Source organism: Roseovarius ramblicola (assembly GCF_042430665.1).
In the GTDB taxonomy this organism is placed as follows: domain Bacteria; phylum Pseudomonadota; class Alphaproteobacteria; order Rhodobacterales; family Rhodobacteraceae; genus Roseovarius; species Roseovarius ramblicola.
Genome location: NZ_JBHMEC010000015.1, coordinates 391,603 through 408,818, shown reverse-complemented (window position 1 = coordinate 408,818; position 17,216 = coordinate 391,603). Strand labels below are relative to the sequence as shown.

The window sequence follows — 17,216 nt, the reverse complement described above, 5'->3', positions numbered from 1 at the left end:
AGCAGCCAGGTAGCTCGTCAGGCTCATAACCTGAAGGTCGTAGGTTCAAATCCTACTCCCGCAACCAAAAATAATAAACAATATCAACGCTCTAGCGCCCCTCGGGGCGATCTTTGCGTTTGAGGCGGGAGGCGTGGTGCTACGTAACCTGCCACTGAACGTTCATCCAGCCGGAATCGGAGCCCTTTTGGTTGTGGTCCGACCCCGAACCTTCTACCGCGCGTGGCGAGAGTTTTCCGGCTTTGATCAGGGTGACAGGCTGGTGATGTCCCCGTAGCCGGCCAGGTAGGCCACTCCGTCGGCGGTGTGGCTGCGCCCGATATAGATACCATAACTCATTTTGTTTTCTCTTGAGGTGACAGGCGCCGGGATCAGCTTAGTGGAAAATGGCAGGCATGGCGTCGCCCGTCCTCCATTATCACATGCCGCGGTTTCTCGGCCCGGCAGAGGTCTTGTGCGAAGGGGCAGCGGCCCGCGAAATCGCAACCCTTCGGACGGTTGAGAAGGCTGGGCACCTCGCCAGAGATCGACACATGCACGCGGCGGCGGTCCGGGTCGGGTTGTGGCACACCTTCGACCAGGGCCTGGGTGTAGGGATGAACCGGACGGGCGAATACCGCGTCCGTGCGGCCCGCTTCCACGATCCGGCCCAGATACATGATCGCCAGCCGGTCGGCGATATGGCGCACCACGGGCAGATTGTGCGTGATGATCAGATATCCCAGCCCGTGTTCGGCCTGCAGATCGGCCATCAGGTTGAGAATCTCCCCCTGCACCGACACATCCAGCCCCGCGGTGGGTTCATCAGCGATGATCAGCTTGGGGTTCAGTGCCAGCGCGCGGGCCACGCCTACGCGCCGCGCCTGCCCGCCCGACAGCTCGTGCGGGTAGCGCGACAGGAACGGCTTGGGCAGGCGCACCATATCGGCCAGCCGCTCGGCCTCTGCATCGAGATCGACACCCGCGAGCCCGTGGATTTGGAACGGCTCGGTGATCAGCGCCCGCACGGATTTGCGCGGACTAAGTGATCCGACCGGGTCCTGGAACATCATCGCCATGTCGCGACGAAGCGGTTTGAAGCGGCTTTCCGGCATGTTGCGGACTTCTTGCCCCTCGAAGCGCACGCTTCCCGCTTGCGCCTGCACGAGGTTCAGCACGCAGCGCCCCAGTGTCGTCTTGCCGGACCCGCTTTCGCCGACCAACCCAACGGTTTCCCCGGGGGCGACTGACAGGCTGACATCCAGAACGGCGTCCACATGACGTTGGGTAACGCCCTTCAGGCGCGCGCGCAGAGGACCAACGGTTTCGAACTGCACGTTCAGGTCGGACACCTCCAGTAGCGGTTTGTCGCTCTTGAAGCGGGCGGGCTTGCCGGCGCTGGCCGCGCCTTGTCCCACGGTCATCAGGTCCAGTGGTGGCGGCCAGCTTGGATCGTGGTGCAACCCACCCAGAAGGTGACAGCGCGCAAGGCTCATCTCGCCGCGGGCCACATCCGGCGGCGGTTTTTCGCGGCACACCGGAAGGGCACGCTGGCAACGCGGCGCGTAGATGCACCCTGAGAGCGGCTTGGTCAGATCCGGTATATCACCGGGGATCACCGGCAGCTTACGCGACACATCGTCGATCCGTGCCGGATCGCATTCGAGCAGCGCACGGGTATATGGGTGTTGGGCGTTGTGGAAAATCCCGCGCACTTCGCCAGCCTCGATCACCTCGCCCGCATACATGACAACGACATCATCACAGAGCTCGGCGATCAGGCCAAGATTGTGCGAGACGACCACGACAGTTGCGTCCAGTTCCTTTTGCAGATCCTGCAAAAGGTGGATGATCTGCGCCTCCATCGTCACGTCCAGCGCTGTTGTGGGCTCGTCCGCCAGCAAGAGCTGCGGACCGGTCAGCAGCGCCATGGCGATGCCCGCGCGCTGGCGCATCCCGCCGGAAAAGTGATGGGGGTACTGATCAATCCGCTTGTCCGGATCAGGGATGCCGACCTTGGCCAGCATCTCGACGGCCATACGCCGTTTCTCGGCGGCCGAGACATTGGGCCGCCGGTAGAGGATATCCAGCATCTGCCGGCCATAGGTCAGCACCGGGATCTGACTGGTCATCGGGTCTTGGAAGACGACCGAGATCTGTTCGCCGCGCGTGGCGCGCAACTGCGCTTCGCTGGCGTGCAATAGGTCACGTTCACCGAAGCGGACTTCGCCGCTCACAACCTCGGCGTTCTTGGCCAGAAGGCCGAGCAGTGCCCAAAGCACAGTGGATTTGCCCGACCCGCTTTCGCCCACGATTCCAATGATCCGTTTCCTTCGGATTGGAAAGGAAATGTCGCGCAGCGCCTTGACCCGCCCACGCGGTGTCCTGAAATCTACCGACAGGTTGCGGATATCGAGCAACGTCTCGGGTGTCTCAATTGCGTCCTTGGGCATGTCAGCGTCCATTCCCCATACGTGGATCGAAAATGTCGCGCAGCGCTTCGCCGAGGAAGGTAAAGCCCAGCGTGGTCAGGATCAGCGGGATGCCCCCGGCGATCACCATCCACGGCGCATCACGGATCACCAGATACCCTTCGTTCAGGATCGTGCCCCAGCTGGCAGTGGGCGGCGTCACGCCAAGGCCCAGAAAGCTGAGTCCCGCCTCGACGGTGACCACCACCGGCACATCCATCGCGGCCAGGATCAGCAGGGGGCCGACCACGTTTGGCATGACGTGATGTAGCAGGGTCCGCGTCGTGCTGGCGCCCAGCGAGCGTTCGGCAAGAATGAAATCGGTGTTCCTCAGTGTCAGCGTGGCGGTGCGCGCCACCCGGGCATATTGCGGGATCGACGTGATGATCACGATGGCCAGCACCACACCAAGGCTTGGTCCGGTGAGCGCCACGGTTGCCAGCGCCAGAACGATGGTCGGGAAGGAGCGCACGGTGTCAAATGCCAGCAGAAGCAGGCTGTCAAGCCAACGGGGTCCGAACCCGGCAATCATGCCAAGGATCAGGCCGACAATCAAAGCGATAGATACACCGATCGCCGCGATATACAGGGCCACTCGCCCGCCGTAGAGAATACGCGATAGCGTATCGCGGCCCAACTGGTCGGTACCTGCCAGATGCTCCAGCGTTGGACCGGACAGCCGCGCTGGCACGTCCAGCGCGTTCGGGTCATAGGGCGCCAGCCAAGGCGCAAAGATGGCGCTGGCAAAGAACAGGGTTACAAGGATCAGCCCAGTCAGCCCCTGCCAGTTGGTCAGGAACATGCGCAGCTTTTCGCGGCGCTCGCGGGCGGCGGATTCGCGAATATCGGCTTCGGTCACATGCTCGGGAAGCCCCGATGAATCGACCGCAGGGATACCGGTTTCGGGTTCAGAGCGATTCTCGGACACGGGGATCAAACCAGGCTATGAGGATGTCGGAAAACAGGACGACGAGGATATAGAGGCTGGTGGCCACCAGAACCGCGCCCTGCACGATAGGGAAATTGCGCGCCATCACGGCATCGAATATCAGCTTGCCGATACCGGGCCGGGAAAAGATGATCTCGGCAAAGACGGTCGACGAGATCATTCCGCCAAAGCCCATACCGATCAGCGTGATGGTCGGAAGAATGGCGACGCGCAGGGCGTAACCGAAGATTACCCGCCGCGGACGCAGGCCAAAGGCGCGCGCCGAACGAATGTAGTTCTCGCCCATCACCTCCAGCATCGAGGCCCGCACCATGCGCGCAAGGTAGCCCACCCAGCTCAACCCGATGGCGAAGGCCGGAAGAATCAGGTGGGAAAGCTGGTCGCCAATGTCTCCGGGCTCGCCCGCCCCGATGGCCGGAAGCCAGCGCAGATGCACCGCAAAAATCAGCAGCGCCCAGATCGACACGAGAAACGATGGAACCGCAATTGTTCCCACCGACAACACGCCCGTGATGCGGTCGATCCAGCTATTGGGTTTGACCGCCGCGAGGCAGCCCAGCGGAATGCCCAAGAGCATTGCCCAGCCCATCCCTGCGCCCACAAGCGCGAGTGTAAACCCGATCCTCTCCATGATGATCGCCGTCACGGGTCTGTCGGAAAACACATCCAGCCCGAGATCGCCTGTCAGGGCATTCCCGATAAAGATCAGGAACTGCCGCCAGACCGGCTCGTCAAGATGCATCTTCTCGGCATAACGCGCGATAGCCTCTTCCGTCGCGCGGGGGCCTAAAGCGATGGTCGCAGGGTCGCCGGGGATGAGGTGCAGCATCGAAAATAGCACCAGAACGACGAGGCCGACAACCACGGCGGACAGCCCCAGACGTTTGGTCAGGTAATAAAGCACGGACGACCTCCTCTCGACCGGGTTTTACGATGCCGATCCGCGCAGCGTGGCGCGGATCGGCCCGGAAGGGGGACGGTCAGGCCTGGGTGAACCTGCGATAGTTCAGTTCGCCCGAGGGCGCGGCATTCACACCGACCACAGTGCTGTGAACGAAGGCTTCCGGCTCATGGTTGATCCAGACATAGGCGCCGGTGTTTTCCATGATCTCCTGCATCCGGACGTAGATATCATGACGCTTCTGCGGGTCGGTCTCGTTGATGCCTTCATCATAGAGGCGGTCATATTCCGCGTCGGTCCAGCGCTCCCAGTTCCAGACACCGACCTGGTCCGAAGTGAACCATTGCGTGGCTTCATAGGGGTCGGGCGTGGTGCCGAACCGCATCAACCAGAGCTCAAGGTCTTTCCAGGTATCTCCCTTGTTTTCCTGCCCCATTTCCCAGAAAGGCCCGCTGTCGAGCGGCAGCACCTTCACGGTGATCCCGACCTGCATCAGGTTGGCCTGGATGATCTGGGCGGCCAGCATCCGTTCCTGGTTGTTCAGCGTCCGCAAGGTCACTTCAAGGCCGGACACGCCAGCCTCGTCCAGCAGCGCGCGGGCCTTGACCGGGTCATAGCTGTAGCCCGCGGTGTCGCGCTGACCGGTCAGCCCCGGACAGATGATGCCGTGGGACTTGGCCGTGGTCCCGGAATAGGCACCTTGCAGGATCGTATCCACATCCACGGCATGTTGAATAGCCTGGCGTACACGGATGTCTTGCAGCTTGGGATGCTCGGTGTTCATACCCATCCACATGTATTGCAGCTCGCCGGCCACTGCGATGCCGGTACCTTCGGGCATGTCCTTGATGTAGCGCGCCAGGGTGTCGGACCCCACTTCGGTGCAGTCCAGTTCCCCTGCCTCGAAGGCCAGTTCCGCAGCCTTCACCTCGGTGATGACATTGCACTCCACCCGATCAAAAGCCGGTTTCGGTCCGGTCCAGTCCGGGTTGGCGGCAAATACCGCGCGCTGGCCCGGTGTCGCCTCATAGGTGTAGGGGCCACAGACGGCGGGGAACGTCGTGGTGAAATTGCCGCCGGCATCGGCCATGGCCTTCTCGCTCAGCACCGCGCCTGGGCCGTGGCAAAGGGTGATCATGATGAAGGGCGCAAAGGGCTTGTCGAGAACGATGGTGCCCGTCCGGTCGCCGGTCACCTCGACATGGTCCAGCGCATCGAAATAACCCGACCAGTCGCTGGTCTTCATCCTCTCAAAGGAGAACTTGACGTCGCTCGCCATGACCGGGCCGTAGCCGTTCGACCATGTCAATCCATCGGTCAGCTCGAAGTCGATATGGGTGGCGTCCCGCTGTTCCAGCTTGGTGACGAAATAGGTCGGCTCCCAGGTGAACGTCTCGCCGTCCCGCGCGTATTGCGCCAGGAAAGGCAGACACTGCTTCTGCGCCTCGATCTCCGTACCACCGGTCATGAAGCCCGGGTCGAGCACGATGTTGTCGCCGTCGATCCTCAGGCGCAGCGTGCTGCCTGTCCGGGCAAAGGCCGCCGTGGTCCAGGCCGGGGCCAGCCCGAGCGCGCCCAATGCAGCGGTTGTGCCGAGAAAGCCTCGGCGGGTTGTTCCTGTCTGTTTCATTGTCGTGTCCTCCCTAGACAATTTCTGGCCAAAGCATGACACAGTGCCCTGCATCGGCCTATTTCGCGCACCTTCGCCATGTGACGCAAAAAGAGCGCCGTTTCGCTCACATATGATCGCGCGCGATCCGTTCGTCCCAGCGCTTCTCCGCAACCAGCACATCGCCCTCCCAGGCGCGCAGCTCGGCGGTGATGATGAAATCACTGGCATCGGCGCGCAGCAGCGTCCGCGTTTCGGAGCGCACCGACCAATCGCCACGGCTAAGCCCATAGTGCCATTCGGTGCGTCCCCAAGCCGTGGTCACGTCATCGAGGCACACGCCGTATGTCTCGTATCCTTGCTTGTGCAGGGTGATATCGTTGGTCAGCAGTCGCGTGACGCCACCGCCATCGGCGATCTGCATCTGCACTTCGCCGTTCGCCGCATCCTCGACAATGCGGAACCAGGTTTCGGGTTCGGCGATCTGTTCTGTCGGCGTCGGCGGCCCAGCCACAGGTGCGTCGAAATCGGCCAGCGTGTCGTCCAGCGCCGCAGGCGCGCGCAGCGGCAACTCCAGCGCACTGCCTTGTGTATGCACACTCAGCGTGACCGGCTCCGGCGCCGGCCAGATCATCGGGAAATAGCTGCTCGACAGCGCCAGTCGCAGGCGATGACCGGCTGGCAGCATTTGAGCGACATGTTTCATCGGGATGGTTACATCATAGACCTCGCCCGGCACCAGTAACGCGGGCTTGTCATGGCCTTGGCGGTGATTCAGGTTGAAAACACCGAAAGACAGACGTGTGGCGCCGCCATCAGGATGCACATCGACCAGCCGCGCGGCAACTTGCGCCATGGGTCGATCCACGCTGAGGCGCAGATGCACCTTGGCATCGCCCGCAAAGGCCAGTCCTTCGGCAGGTATGTCGATCTCGAAACACAGGCTGCCGGCGTCTTCCCGACGCTGGTCCACAGGGGCGTCGCCCGGCGTCCCGTAGCCGCACCACTTGCCCGAGGCCATACCCACATCCGCGGGGCTGTGGTGATGCAGAACCGCTTTTCCGGCCGATCGTTCCAGACTCAAGCCGCCCTCCGGTGTCAGATGAAACACCGTCCGCACCACCTGCGGTGAGGGCCAGCTTGGCTCGGCGATCCAGCGGCCGGGGCGGGCCTTGTAGTGACCCTTGGGCAGGACACTATCCTGCATGTAGAGTCGCAGCATCGGCTCCGCCATTATGCCGGTGTCGCGCCCCTTGAGCCAGTGATCCCACCAGCGCAATTCGTCCTGAAGAAACCCGATGGCCGGCCCCGGTTCGCCCATATGCGGGTAGCGATGCGCCCATGGCCCCACGAGCCCTTTCTTTGGCCCCTGCAAATGCTCCATAAGACGAAACACGCTGCGCGGGTAACCATCGGCCCAACCCGACACTGCATAGACCGGAACCTGCACCTTCGACCAATCCTCGCAGACAGAGCCATGCCGCCAGAAGTCATCACGCCGCTGATGCTCCAGCCAGGTCTTCAGCCACAACCCGCTGCCCTCAAGACGCTCCAGCCACATGTCGCGCCATTTATCGCCCACATTCGCCGGATCCGGCGGCAGCGTATTACGCCCGAACATGATCGAGGCCCAACTGAGCTGCTCACCCAGCAGGCAGCCACCCATGTAATGGATGTCGTCAGCATATCGGTCATCGGTGGAGCACAGCGTCACCACCGCCTTGAGAGCCGGCGGCTGCAACGCGGCGATCTGCAACCCGTTGAACCCGCCCCATGAAATACCGATCATGCCCACGTTGCCGTCGCACCAGGGCTGCTCGGCAATCCATGAGATGGCGTCGCACCCGTCCTGCAATTCCTGTGGCAGGTATTCATCCACCATCAGTCCCTCGGAGTCGCCCGCCCCGCGCAGGTCAAGCCGGATCACCGCATAGCCGTATCCGGCCAGATAGGGCTGCATCGAGGCGTCGCGCGCGGTGGTAAAGTCGTTTTTCCGATAGGGCAGGTATTCCAGGATCGCCGGAACCGGCGCCGCCTCTGCACCCTCTGGCATCCATATGCGCGCGGCCAGCTTGCAGCCATCCGGCATCGGCATTTCGACGTGGTGGATTTCTCTTACAGCATGGGGATAGTCACTTGCCTGCTTCATCAATTTTCCTTCCGAGCGCACTGCACTTCTGCACACCCCTGCGGTGCGTAGATCGCTCGAAAGTCTACGCCCCTTGTGAAGCGTCGCAATTTCGCAAGCATTCGCGAATTGACGCGCAAGATGCTTCATCCTAACAATGGCGCATGTCTGATGACTTTCGCCATAACCTCGCTCTGCTTTGCAGCTATCACCCTTCCATCGCCGAGGTTTGTCGCAGGCTCGACATTAACCGACAGCAATTCAATAAGTACCTCTCAGGCGGATCTCATCCATCGCGCCGCAACATGCGCCGGATCTGCGATTTTTTCGGCGTGTCGGAATCCGAACTGTTGATGGAGCCGCAGCAATTCGAGGAAATCGTCGCTCTCAAACGCAAGCCCCTCCAACAGGAAGCGCTAAGCAAGCCACTGCGTCACCTCGACAAGCTGTATCAGCATAGCCAGGATCTTGAAAAATATCTGGGCTACTATTTCCGATACTTCTACTCCTTCGGAAACAAGGGAAAAGTCATTCGCTCACTCGCGCTCATCTACAGAGAAGGCAACAAGTATTACTGGAAGAACATCGAGATTCTGCGCGACCCCGAGACCGGGCGATCGAAGGGGTTGAACAAATATGAAGGTGTCCTGTTTTACCTTGCCGACCGCCTTTATATTCTTGAGTATGAAGCGATCGAAGTGAACACGATCACGCAGGCAACCTTTTATCCCAGCCACCGAAACCGGATCGGACTTTTGCTTGGCATCCAAACCGGTGGTCCGACACGTCGCGGCCGCAAACCTGGCGCCTCAAAGGTCGCATTGGAATACCTCGGACGCGATATCAATGTTCGTCAGGCGCTAAAGAGGACCGGGCTGTTCGACCCCGGTGACGGCTCGCCGCGATCCGAAATCATTTCTTTGATCGAGAATCGCATTGAGCCGTCGTCCTTCGTCCTGGATGTGGACGAACCTTGATACATGTGCCGAGAGAGCGATTTGAGCAGGATGGCTGCGGTCTGCTCGCCGTTCAGGGCCTCCGGCGCGACGTTAGCCTTGAACTCGGGCGTGTGCTGCTTGCGTTTCGACATCTCCGATCTCCTTCGGTGTCATCGGCTTCGACAACCTCTGACTACGAAGAAGCGCGGTGGCCGCCCGCCCGGCCACGCGCTGCGCTACGCCAAATGGCTCCGCCCGCAGCGTCCTACACCACCCGGTGGGGCACTACCCCGGCAAACCCGGCGCGGTTCAAGTTGGATATTGTCTTTGTCTATGCTAAAGCATTGATGGCCCGCAGGCCGTGGCAGCTTAGGGACTTCTGTAAATGCACGCCGAACCCGGATGCGTCGGCACCCGAGGCAATGGTGATCATGGAGCTTGCCTTCGACCAGACGCCTTCTAGACCTATATATTCCAGCACGGACGCGGCAACAGCGCTGCAGTGCCTTACCCATTTCATGAATTGGACCCGAGCTCGACGGGTTCATTAGGAGAAAAGGCCAATGGATCTAATCACTGCATACCATATCATTGAGGTCGTTGGCTGGCTCGCGGCCGTGTTGAAGGTGGCCAGCTTGCTCGCAATGAAATCGATGATCCCGCTGCGGATACTCGCGATTGCGTCGTCTGTCTGCTTCATTATCTATAGTGGCGTGCTCCAGCTCTGGCCGCTTCTGGCGGTTGAACTCGTCTTGCTCCCAACCAACGCCTACCGTCTCTATGAAATCATCGCACTGCGCAGGCTGGTGACGCATATGACGGACGAGTCGGAGCCGGATTTCTCCGTCGCTATGGCCTACGGTGAAAAACGTGTCATCCAGGCCGGCGATGTCATTTTCGAGAAGGGCGATCCGGTAGACAGCCTCTATTATCTGGCCGAGGGTTGCGTTGAAATCGAGGGGCAGAATGTATCTGTGGCCGCGGGAAAGATTTTTGGTGAGATGGCTTTCTTTAATAACAGTGCGGTGCGCTCGGCGACGGTTCGGTGCCTGGAGGATACGGTTGTCTACGAACTCGACGAGAGGGGCTTTGCGCGATTGCAGCATGAGGACCCGAAATTCGCGATGGCGGTGATGCGCACGGTCACCAGGCGGCTCGTGGCGAATGCCGCGCAGTCGCAGGAGGCTCAGCCCGGGTAGCGCCGGGTATGCCCTTGATCCAGAACGTTTCTGTCCCGAACCGGAGCCACGAGCGCGGGGCGTCGCGGGCGGCATTGCGGGCCGCGGGCGGCGCGGCCTGTCCGGGGACCGCCCGGACATCGTGACCGCGGGGAGCAAGCGGCGGCGCGAGACCGGGAGAGACCGGTGGTCGCCGCCCGGACGGGCGAATCAGGGGCCGGAACCCTTGTTAAACAGGCCGGAGGCGGGGGGTGCATCGCGTCGGTATCCTGTCGGTATTGCGTCGGTATTCCGGACGGGGCGGCGCGGGGTTGAGGCGGCGCACGGTGGGCGGCATCACGCCAGGGCGGGTGCCCCGATCCCGTCGAGCCAGAGCGCGCCGCCCCGATAGCCGCCCCGGATGAGGCGCCCCGGTTCGGCGACCTCGGGGTAATCATCGGCCCAGTCGCGGTAGCGGTCATTGGTGACGATCGGCGCGTCATGATCCCGCGCGACGGCCAGAAGGTAGCTGTCGGCAATCGTGCCCCTGGGCACGACCAGCACACGGTTCTCGGGCAGGCCTAGGGCCCGGGCCATGACGCGATCGTCCTGATAGCGGCCCGCCAACAGGTAGCCCGCGTTGGCGTCGAAGATGACGGCAGGGGCGCGGCGCAGGTCGCCCAGATGGGCGATCACCTCGCGCAGCGTGTCGATCTGCGGGGTGTTGTCCTTCCAGTGCATGACGTTGGAGCCGTCGATCAGGATCCAGTCCGGCGCGGGTGCCTCGCGGGTCAGGGCGGCGCGCAGGCACAGGATGAGGGCCGCGATGGCACAGGGGCCCGCCAGCAGGATGAGATCGGCATAGCCGGGGATCAGAAGTGCGGCGGCGACGCCGACGAGAGACGGGATCAGGAGCAGGACCGGAACAACCATGAGAGGTGTTTAGCGCGGGTTGTGCGGAGGGGGAAGTGTGGGATTTGGGTGGGGGGAATGGGGGTGGAGTAGATGGCGCGCTGTCGCGGGAATGACGGGGGTGGTAGGCAGGACTGCCCAGCCTAGGAATGTTGTTTGACTTGCGCTTGCTATCTAGACTTCTCTCAATCAAGAATACACAAATTATATGCTTCAAGGTCAGATCAGAACATGAGCTTAGATGGCTTCCTTACGTTTGTTGGGTTGATGATCGCTACATACGCCATTTTGACGCCTGTGAGTCGCCTTAGATTACGCCTCAATCTATTCCGTCAGCTTGTCTTAGCCACAGCATCAATTTCTCTAATTGGTTTCTTTGAATTCTATTTTGAGCTCAAATCGGTTGCTCCGCCGCAACTGGATTGGCTGTTCGACTTCGTCCCTCTGGAAAGTCAAACAAGCGGCCTAACCCACCAAGAGGCTGCATTCCTAGTCATAGTTACATGGATTCTGTTGGCATGGGTACTTTATATTTCGGCGCGACCTCAGGCTATAAGCCTAAAAACACTTAAAAATCTGGTCGAGACTTTGCACGACGAGGATAGGTTTCTCGAAACTGCAGAGCTGGTTGAACCCTATTTCCCAATAATCAAGAAAGCGGTCAAGAAACAGCTTCTAGGGCAAGGTCTTCATAACTGGATTATCGAAGTCCATAGGTCCGCCACTTCACCATTTCCCATGCCTCAGGATTATTCGCGCCAGTTAATTCCAAATTCCATTGCGAGAAGAATTCTACCAGTCGCTTCTATAATTCCTTCAAGAAAGGGAGCGTACCAAAATGCTTCGGATATTGTTCAAATGCTTCAGAAATCAGATGGAATGCAGAATCTTTTGCTGCGCCTTAGGCCGGGGTTCGCCATCAAACTGATGGGCGACTTCGGCTGGGAGGATCGTGATTTTCGGACCAAGTATTTTCGTGGTCTGATCAATGATAAGTTTAGCCACTTTTATAAAGAGATTCGTCACAACCAAACCTGTGACAATCGTTTTGGCTACTACATAGATCCAAAAAACATAATCCTTTCTGGCCTTTTTAGCGATACGACAGTCGCCTCCAAGTACGGTATTTACAAACCCATAGGAGACGAAATCATTAGTCTGATTCAGACCAACACATCGTATCGAAAAACGCTCAACAGCGCCTGTCCAAATGAAGAAGATGATTTATGGCTAGACCCAACATACTGCGCAATTCGTTTCTTTGATATAATGGTTACAAGTGCCGCTAAGCAGGAAACAGAAGACCATATGTGGTTAATGTATATGTCTGTCTTTGTGCGCGAATTATCGAAGAGCTATGACCCTGTTGATGATAGGACTGACATTGCCGCTGAGTTTCCAACTCTCGGCACTCGCTTAATATATGAAGCTATCTACTGCCTTCGCCAGTGGACAGTGATGGCGATAGAGTTGCCGGACTGCAACCCTCACGCATCTGAGGCGGCTCTCGAAGGGGGCAATGGGATAAGTATTCCTTATTGGGCAGCAATGGACGCTTCTAGAGCAATGCGGTACGTGGCGGATATCCAGAAACTACCAGCGCGTTTCAAGTCCGATATGCTAGAAGGAATTGTTCGTGATTTGGTCCGGTTGCCTCGGGAGGGTTATCGGTCGTGCCTGCGTCGTCAGTTAATACTAGAGTTGGTTCGTGGAGGGTCTACTTATCCAGCCGATGATCGCCGCACTGAGATTCGTCGTTTATTGTCTGGTATCGACCAAGTACTAACGTTCGACGCAGAAGACTTAATGGCGGCACTTAACGCCCCTGATTGAGAAGTTAACTCAAGCATGTCCCCTCATAATGAATAAGTCATACTTACCGACTATTCTTCACAACACATACCGCGACAAATCCGCCGACCGCATCAGCTCGCCCAGGTTCTTCTCGACGAAATCCGCGTCGACCGTCACCGCCTCTCCCGCGCGGTCGGGGGCGGTGAAGGAGAGGTCTTCGAACACCCGTTCCATCACCGTGTAGAGCCGCCGGGCGCCGATGTTTTCGACCGACTGGTTGACCTCTGCCGCGATGCGGGCGAGCGCGGCGATGCCGTCTTCGGTGAAGTCGACCGTCACCTCCTCGGTGCCCATGAGGGCGGTGTACTGGAGGGTGAGGGCGTTGTCGGTCTCGGTCAGGATGCGGACGAAATCGGCCTCGGTCAGGGCGCGCAGTTCCACCCTTATGGGCAGGCGGCCTTGCAGTTCGGGCAAGAGGTCCGACGGTTTGGCGATGTGGAAGGCTCCGCTCGCGATGAAGAGGATATGGTCGGTGCGGACGGGGCCGTGCTTGGTGCTGACGGTGGTGCCCTCGATCAGCGGCAAGAGGTCGCGCTGCACGCCCTCGCGGCTGACGTCGCCGCCGCGGGCGTCGGATTTGGCGCAGACCTTGTCGATCTCGTCGAGAAAGACGATGCCGTTCTGCTCGACCGATTCGAGGGCGGTGCGGGTCACGGCCTCGTCATCGAGCAGCTTGTCGGCCTCTTCGCTGACCAAGAGGTCGTGGCTCTCGGCGACGGTGATGCGCTTGCGGGTGGTGCGGCCGCCGAACGCCTTGCCGAAGATGTCGCCGAGATTCATCATCTGGCCGCCGGGCTGACCGGGGATGTCCATGCCGCCGAGGGGGTTGGAGGTGTCTGTGACGTCGATCTCGATCACGGTGTCGTCGAGCAACCCGTCGCGCAGCTTCTTGCGGAACATTTCGCGGGTGGCGTCGCGGGCATCCTCGCCGGCGATGGCGGTGATGACGCGCTCTTCGGCGGCGTGTTGGGCGCGGGTCTTCACGTCCTCGCGCATCCATTCGCGGGTCTGGGCGATGGCGCTGTCGGCGAGGTCGCGGATGATCTGCTCGACATCGCGGCCGACATAGCCGACCTCGGTGAACTTGGTGGCCTCGATCTTGATGAAGGGGGCGCGGGCGAGCTTGGCGAGGCGGCGGGAGATCTCGGTCTTGCCGACGCCGGTGGGGCCGATCATCAGGATGTTCTTGGGGTAGACCTCCTCGCGCAGGTCATCGGGCAGTTGCTTGCGCCGCCAGCGGTTGCGCAGGGCCACGGCGGTGGCGCGCTTGGCGTCGCGCTGGCCGATGATGAAGCGATCGAGCTCGGAGACGATCTCGCGCGGGGTGAGGTCTGTCATTGAGGAATCCTTTACCGGTTTGCGGCAGAGATACGCATGGTGCGGGGGGAATTGAAGGGGTTGTTATTTGTATATACGAAGTGTATATACACATTGTGGGCCGCAGGCATGAGGTTCTCGTGGGACGAGGCCAAGCGCGAGGCGGTCCTTGCAAAGCATGGGATCGACTTCGCCGATATCCTGCCGATGTTCGCGGGGCGGCTTCTGGTCATCCCGTCCGACCGGGAGGAGCCGCGATGGCTGGCGATAGGAATGGTGAACGGGTTGGAATATGCGGTGGTTTTCACGCGACGGGGCGAAGAGATTCGGTTGATTTCGGCAAGGAGGGCCAAGAGGAATGAGCGACGACACTATCACGCGCATGAGCCTTGACCGGACCCGCCGTCAGAAGGGGCAGACCGATTGGGAGCGCGTCAGGCGCGAGGCGGAACAGGACGCGCCGCTCGCGGATGATCCGGCGTTTGACGAGCCTGAATGGGATTTCGCCCGGGCGGTCTTTGTCGAGGCGGGCGGGCTGGATCCGCACGATCTGCCAGAGGCGAAAAAGGCCATATCGCTGCGCGTTGACCGTGATGTGCTGGACTTCTTCCGCAGTCAGGGCAAGGGCTATCAGACCCGCATGAACGCCGTTCTGCGGGCCTATATGGAGGCGGTGGAGAAGAAGGGCTAGGACTTGCCGATCTTCTCCACCGTCAGGTTGCCGTTGGTGTAGACGCAGATATCGGCGGCGATGGCCATTGCCTTGCGGGCGATTTCCTCGGCGGTGTGGTCGGTCCCGGAAAGGCCGCGCGCGGCGGCGAGGGCGTACATGCCGCCGGAGCCGATGGCGGCCACGTCGTGTTCCGGTTCGAGCACGTCGCCCGCGCCGGTGATGACGTAGAGCTGATCGCCGTCGGTGACGATGAGCATGGCCTCGAGCTTTTGCAGGTACTTGTCGGTGCGCCATTCCTTGGCGAGGTCGACGCAGGCACGCTGAAGCTGCCCGGGCGTGGCCTCGAGCCGCGCCTCCAGCTTTTCCAGCAGGGTGAAGGCATCGGCGGTGGACCCGGCAAAGCCCGCCACGACATCATAGCCGCCGGGCGAGAGGCGGCGTACCTTGCGCGCGCCGCCCTTGATCACGGTCTGCCCGAGGCTCACCTGCCCGTCGCCCGCGACGACCACCTCGCCGCCCTTGCGCACGCCGATGATGGTGGTGCCGTGCCAGCCTGGAAATGCGTCGCTCATGCGTCCTCCGGTGTGGTTGGCCCTATATGGAAGGGGCGGGGTCGGGGTGCAAGGTCTGTGGTCATCCGAGCAGGTCGCGGGCGATGCGGTGGAAGATCCGCACGCCCGTGGGGATCAGGTCGTCGGGAAAGTCGTAATCGGGATTGTGCAGCGCCGGGTGATCCTCTCCGGCGCCGAGAAACAGCATCGCCGCCCGGGCGGCATGGCCGAAGCGCCCGAAATCCTCTGACGGGCGCATGGGCAGACCGCGCCCGTCATGGGCGAGGCCGAGCGCGTCGAGCGCGGTTTCGATGATGCGGGTGGCCTCCTGATCGTTCTCGCAATGGGCGAACACGTCGTGCCAGGCGATTTCGGCGGTAAGGCCGTGGGCCGCCGCCGTCTCCGACACCAGCGTTTCCGCCGCGTTGACGAGGTCTGCCATGCGGTCATCGGTGAGCGTGCGCAGCGTGGCGTGCAGCACCGCCTCGCCCGGTGCGATGCCGAAGGCGGGCGGTCCCATGCGGGCGTGCGTGACGGTGGCGAGGGTGAAGCCGGGCGCGTCCAGCGTGCCGTGCGACAGCGCGGTGAGGCCGGGCATCAGGCCGGCGAGTGCTGTCATCGGAGAGGTGCCGGTCTCGGGCTGCGAGGCGTGGGCGGACCGGCCCGTCAGGGTGATTTCCATGCCGCGCGACGCGCAGGTTACCGGGCCGGGGATGAGCGAGACATGGCCCATGGGCAGGCCGGGGAAATTGTGGAGGGAAAAGGCGTAATCCGGTGAAACAGTGTCGAATTGTGGATCGGCGAGCACGGCTGCCGCGCCCGCACCGGTTTCCTCGGCGGGCTGAAACAGCAGCACGACGCGGCCGCGTTTGGGGCGGGTGCGCGACAGCAGGCGGGCGAGGCCCGCGAGGATCGCCATGTGGCCGTCATGGCCGCAGAGATGGCCGGTGCCGGGCACGGTCGAGCGATGCGGGGCGGTGCCGGTCTCATTGATGGGCAGGGCGTCAAGCTCGCAACGAAAGAGCACGGTCGGTCCCGGCTCGGTCCCTTCGTAGGTGGCGGCGACGCCGTGGCCGCCGAGGTCTGTCAGCAGGGTGCCGGGGGCGTGCCGCCCGAGAACCGCGGTGACCCGGCGCGCGGTCTCGGCCTCCTTGCCGGAAATCTCGGGGTGGCGGTGCAGGTCGCGGCGCAGCGCGGTCAGTTCCGCGACATCGGAATTGGTCAGGGTCATTTGGACTCGCTCATTGCAGCGGGGCGGCTTGGAAAGGAGGGCAGCGCCCGCCGGGGGGCAGGCAGGCGCTGCCCGGCGGTGCCGCCGGGCGGGGATATCCGCGATTGTGGCGCGTCATGCCAATCTCTTCACGAGGCGATCATGCCGATATCGGCGCAAAAGAAAAGGGCCGCGCGTGACGCGGCCCTTCGCTCCCGACCTCTCCGGGTCTCAGATGCTGTCTTCGATCCAGCTTTGCAGCGCGGCCTTGGGGGCGGCGCCGGCGCGGTTCGAGATCACCTCGCCACCCTTGAAGATGAACAGCGCGGGGATGCCGCGGATGCCCATCGACATCGCGGTGTTGGGGTTGCTGTCGACATCGACCTTGGCGACCTTGATCTTGCCTTCCATCTCGGTCGCAAGCTCTTCGAGCGCGGGGCCGATCTGCTTGCAGGGGCCGCACCATTCGGCCCAGAAATCCACCACGACGGGGATATCGGAATTCTTCACCTCGGCGTCGAAGGTGGCATCGGTTACGGCGACGGTGGCCATCGGCTCTCTCCTTGT

15 protein-coding genes are annotated in these 17,216 nt (G+C 61.4%); 5 read left to right on the top strand and 10 right to left on the bottom strand.

Annotation, left to right across the window (positions count from 1 at the left end; translation table 11 throughout):
• Positions 1–371 precede the first annotated feature (371 nt).
• The 5 genes from ACFFU4_RS10490 to ACFFU4_RS10470 form a co-directional block, all read right to left on the bottom strand.
• A complete protein-coding gene (locus tag ACFFU4_RS10490) occupies positions 372–2,399 on the bottom strand; it encodes a dipeptide ABC transporter ATP-binding protein (RefSeq protein ID WP_377069717.1) in 2,028 nt (675 codons plus the stop codon).
• Between the two features lie 34 nt (positions 2,400–2,433).
• On the bottom strand, positions 2,434–3,378 hold the full coding sequence (locus ACFFU4_RS10485) for an ABC transporter permease (RefSeq protein WP_377069716.1): 945 nt from the start codon (positions 3,376–3,378) through the stop codon (positions 2,434–2,436).
• A complete protein-coding gene (locus ACFFU4_RS10480) occupies positions 3,359–4,303 on the bottom strand; it encodes an ABC transporter permease (RefSeq protein WP_377069715.1) in 945 nt (314 codons plus the stop codon). The genes ACFFU4_RS10485 and ACFFU4_RS10480 overlap by 20 nt, the downstream gene beginning before the upstream one ends.
• 76 nt (positions 4,304–4,379) lie before the next feature.
• On the bottom strand, positions 4,380–5,930 hold the full coding sequence (locus ACFFU4_RS10475; RefSeq protein WP_377069714.1) for an ABC transporter substrate-binding protein: 1,551 nt from the start codon (positions 5,928–5,930) through the stop codon (positions 4,380–4,382).
• A gap of 106 nt (positions 5,931–6,036) precedes the next feature.
• On the bottom strand, positions 6,037–8,187 hold the full coding sequence (locus ACFFU4_RS10470; protein WP_377069713.1) for a CocE/NonD family hydrolase: 2,151 nt from the start codon (positions 8,185–8,187) through the stop codon (positions 6,037–6,039).
• A 14-nt stretch (positions 8,188–8,201) separates the two neighbouring features.
• On the opposite strand from ACFFU4_RS10470, the gene ACFFU4_RS10465 reads away from it, so the two are divergent.
• Positions 8,202–9,014, top strand: a complete 813-nt coding sequence (locus ACFFU4_RS10465; protein ID WP_377069712.1) for a helix-turn-helix domain-containing protein — start codon at positions 8,202–8,204, stop codon at positions 9,012–9,014.
• A 524-nt stretch (positions 9,015–9,538) separates the two neighbouring features.
• Positions 9,539–10,174: a cyclic nucleotide-binding domain-containing protein gene (locus ACFFU4_RS10460; RefSeq protein WP_377069711.1), complete on the top strand. Its 636-nt coding sequence runs from the start codon at positions 9,539–9,541 to the stop codon at positions 10,172–10,174.
• 315 nt (positions 10,175–10,489) lie between these two features.
• Here the strand turns inward: ACFFU4_RS10460 and ACFFU4_RS10455 are convergent, their stop codons facing one another.
• Positions 10,490–11,065, bottom strand: coding sequence for an NYN domain-containing protein (locus ACFFU4_RS10455; RefSeq protein ID WP_377069710.1), 576 nt, complete (start codon positions 11,063–11,065; stop codon positions 10,490–10,492).
• Between the two features lie 210 nt (positions 11,066–11,275).
• Between ACFFU4_RS10455 and ACFFU4_RS10450 the strand changes: the two genes are divergently transcribed.
• Positions 11,276–12,877, top strand: a complete 1,602-nt coding sequence (locus ACFFU4_RS10450; protein WP_377069709.1) for a hypothetical protein — start codon at positions 11,276–11,278, stop codon at positions 12,875–12,877.
• Between the two features lie 57 nt (positions 12,878–12,934).
• Here the strand turns inward: ACFFU4_RS10450 and hslU are convergent, their stop codons facing one another.
• Positions 12,935–14,236, bottom strand: coding sequence for an ATP-dependent protease ATPase subunit HslU (gene hslU, locus ACFFU4_RS10445; protein ID WP_377069708.1), 1,302 nt, complete (start codon positions 14,234–14,236; stop codon positions 12,935–12,937).
• 108 nt (positions 14,237–14,344) lie between these two features.
• Here hslU and ACFFU4_RS10440 point away from each other — a divergent pair, with 108 nt between their 5' ends.
• Together ACFFU4_RS10440 and ACFFU4_RS10435 are read left to right on the top strand one after the other, a co-directional pair.
• Positions 14,345–14,608, top strand: coding sequence for a BrnT family toxin (locus ACFFU4_RS10440; protein WP_377069707.1), 264 nt, complete (start codon positions 14,345–14,347; stop codon positions 14,606–14,608).
• On the top strand, positions 14,574–14,906 hold the full coding sequence (locus tag ACFFU4_RS10435; RefSeq protein ID WP_377069706.1) for a BrnA antitoxin family protein: 333 nt from the start codon (positions 14,574–14,576) through the stop codon (positions 14,904–14,906). Before ACFFU4_RS10440 ends, ACFFU4_RS10435 begins: the two co-directional genes overlap by 35 nt.
• Here the strand turns inward: ACFFU4_RS10435 and hslV are convergent.
• From hslV to trxA, 3 genes are all read right to left on the bottom strand, one after another.
• The gene (gene hslV / locus ACFFU4_RS10430; RefSeq protein WP_377069705.1) at positions 14,903–15,460 is read right to left on the bottom strand and encodes an ATP-dependent protease subunit HslV; all 558 of its coding nucleotides are present in this window, start codon (positions 15,458–15,460) and stop codon (positions 14,903–14,905) included. The two genes, ACFFU4_RS10435 and hslV, sit on opposite strands and share 4 nt — an antisense overlap.
• A 61-nt stretch (positions 15,461–15,521) precedes the next feature.
• The gene (locus ACFFU4_RS10425; protein WP_377069704.1) at positions 15,522–16,670 is read right to left on the bottom strand and encodes an amidohydrolase; all 1,149 of its coding nucleotides are present in this window, start codon (positions 16,668–16,670) and stop codon (positions 15,522–15,524) included.
• 210 nt (positions 16,671–16,880) lie between these two features.
• A complete protein-coding gene (trxA, locus tag ACFFU4_RS10420; RefSeq protein WP_377069703.1) occupies positions 16,881–17,201 on the bottom strand; it encodes a thioredoxin in 321 nt (106 codons plus the stop codon).
• Between the last annotated feature and the right edge of the window lie 15 nt (positions 17,202–17,216).

Excerpts from the sequence above, each read along its gene's own strand:
- ACFFU4_RS10465 (WP_377069712.1), top strand. The coding sequence starts at position 8,202 with ATGTCTGATGACTTTCGCCATAACCTCGCTCTGCTTTGCAGCTATCAC.
- hslU (WP_377069708.1), bottom strand. The coding sequence starts at position 14,236 with ATGACAGACCTCACCCCGCGCGAGATCGTCTCCGAGCTCGATCGCTTC.
- ACFFU4_RS10435 (WP_377069706.1), top strand. The coding sequence starts at position 14,574 with ATGAGCGACGACACTATCACGCGCATGAGCCTTGACCGGACCCGCCGT.
- trxA (WP_377069703.1), bottom strand. The coding sequence starts at position 17,201 with ATGGCCACCGTCGCCGTAACCGATGCCACCTTCGACGCCGAGGTGAAG.
- ACFFU4_RS10455 (WP_377069710.1), bottom strand. The coding sequence starts at position 11,065 with ATGGTTGTTCCGGTCCTGCTCCTGATCCCGTCTCTCGTCGGCGTCGCC.
- ACFFU4_RS10475 (WP_377069714.1), bottom strand. The coding sequence starts at position 5,930 with ATGAAACAGACAGGAACAACCCGCCGAGGCTTTCTCGGCACAACCGCT.
- ACFFU4_RS10425 (WP_377069704.1), bottom strand. The coding sequence starts at position 16,670 with ATGACCCTGACCAATTCCGATGTCGCGGAACTGACCGCGCTGCGCCGC.
- hslV (WP_377069705.1), bottom strand. The coding sequence starts at position 15,460 with ATGAGCGACGCATTTCCAGGCTGGCACGGCACCACCATCATCGGCGTG.
- ACFFU4_RS10450 (WP_377069709.1), top strand. The coding sequence starts at position 11,276 with ATGAGCTTAGATGGCTTCCTTACGTTTGTTGGGTTGATGATCGCTACA.
- ACFFU4_RS10460 (WP_377069711.1), top strand. The coding sequence starts at position 9,539 with ATGGATCTAATCACTGCATACCATATCATTGAGGTCGTTGGCTGGCTC.
- ACFFU4_RS10440 (WP_377069707.1), top strand. The coding sequence starts at position 14,345 with ATGAGGTTCTCGTGGGACGAGGCCAAGCGCGAGGCGGTCCTTGCAAAG.
- ACFFU4_RS10470 (WP_377069713.1), bottom strand. The coding sequence starts at position 8,187 with ATGAAGCATCTTGCGCGTCAATTCGCGAATGCTTGCGAAATTGCGACG.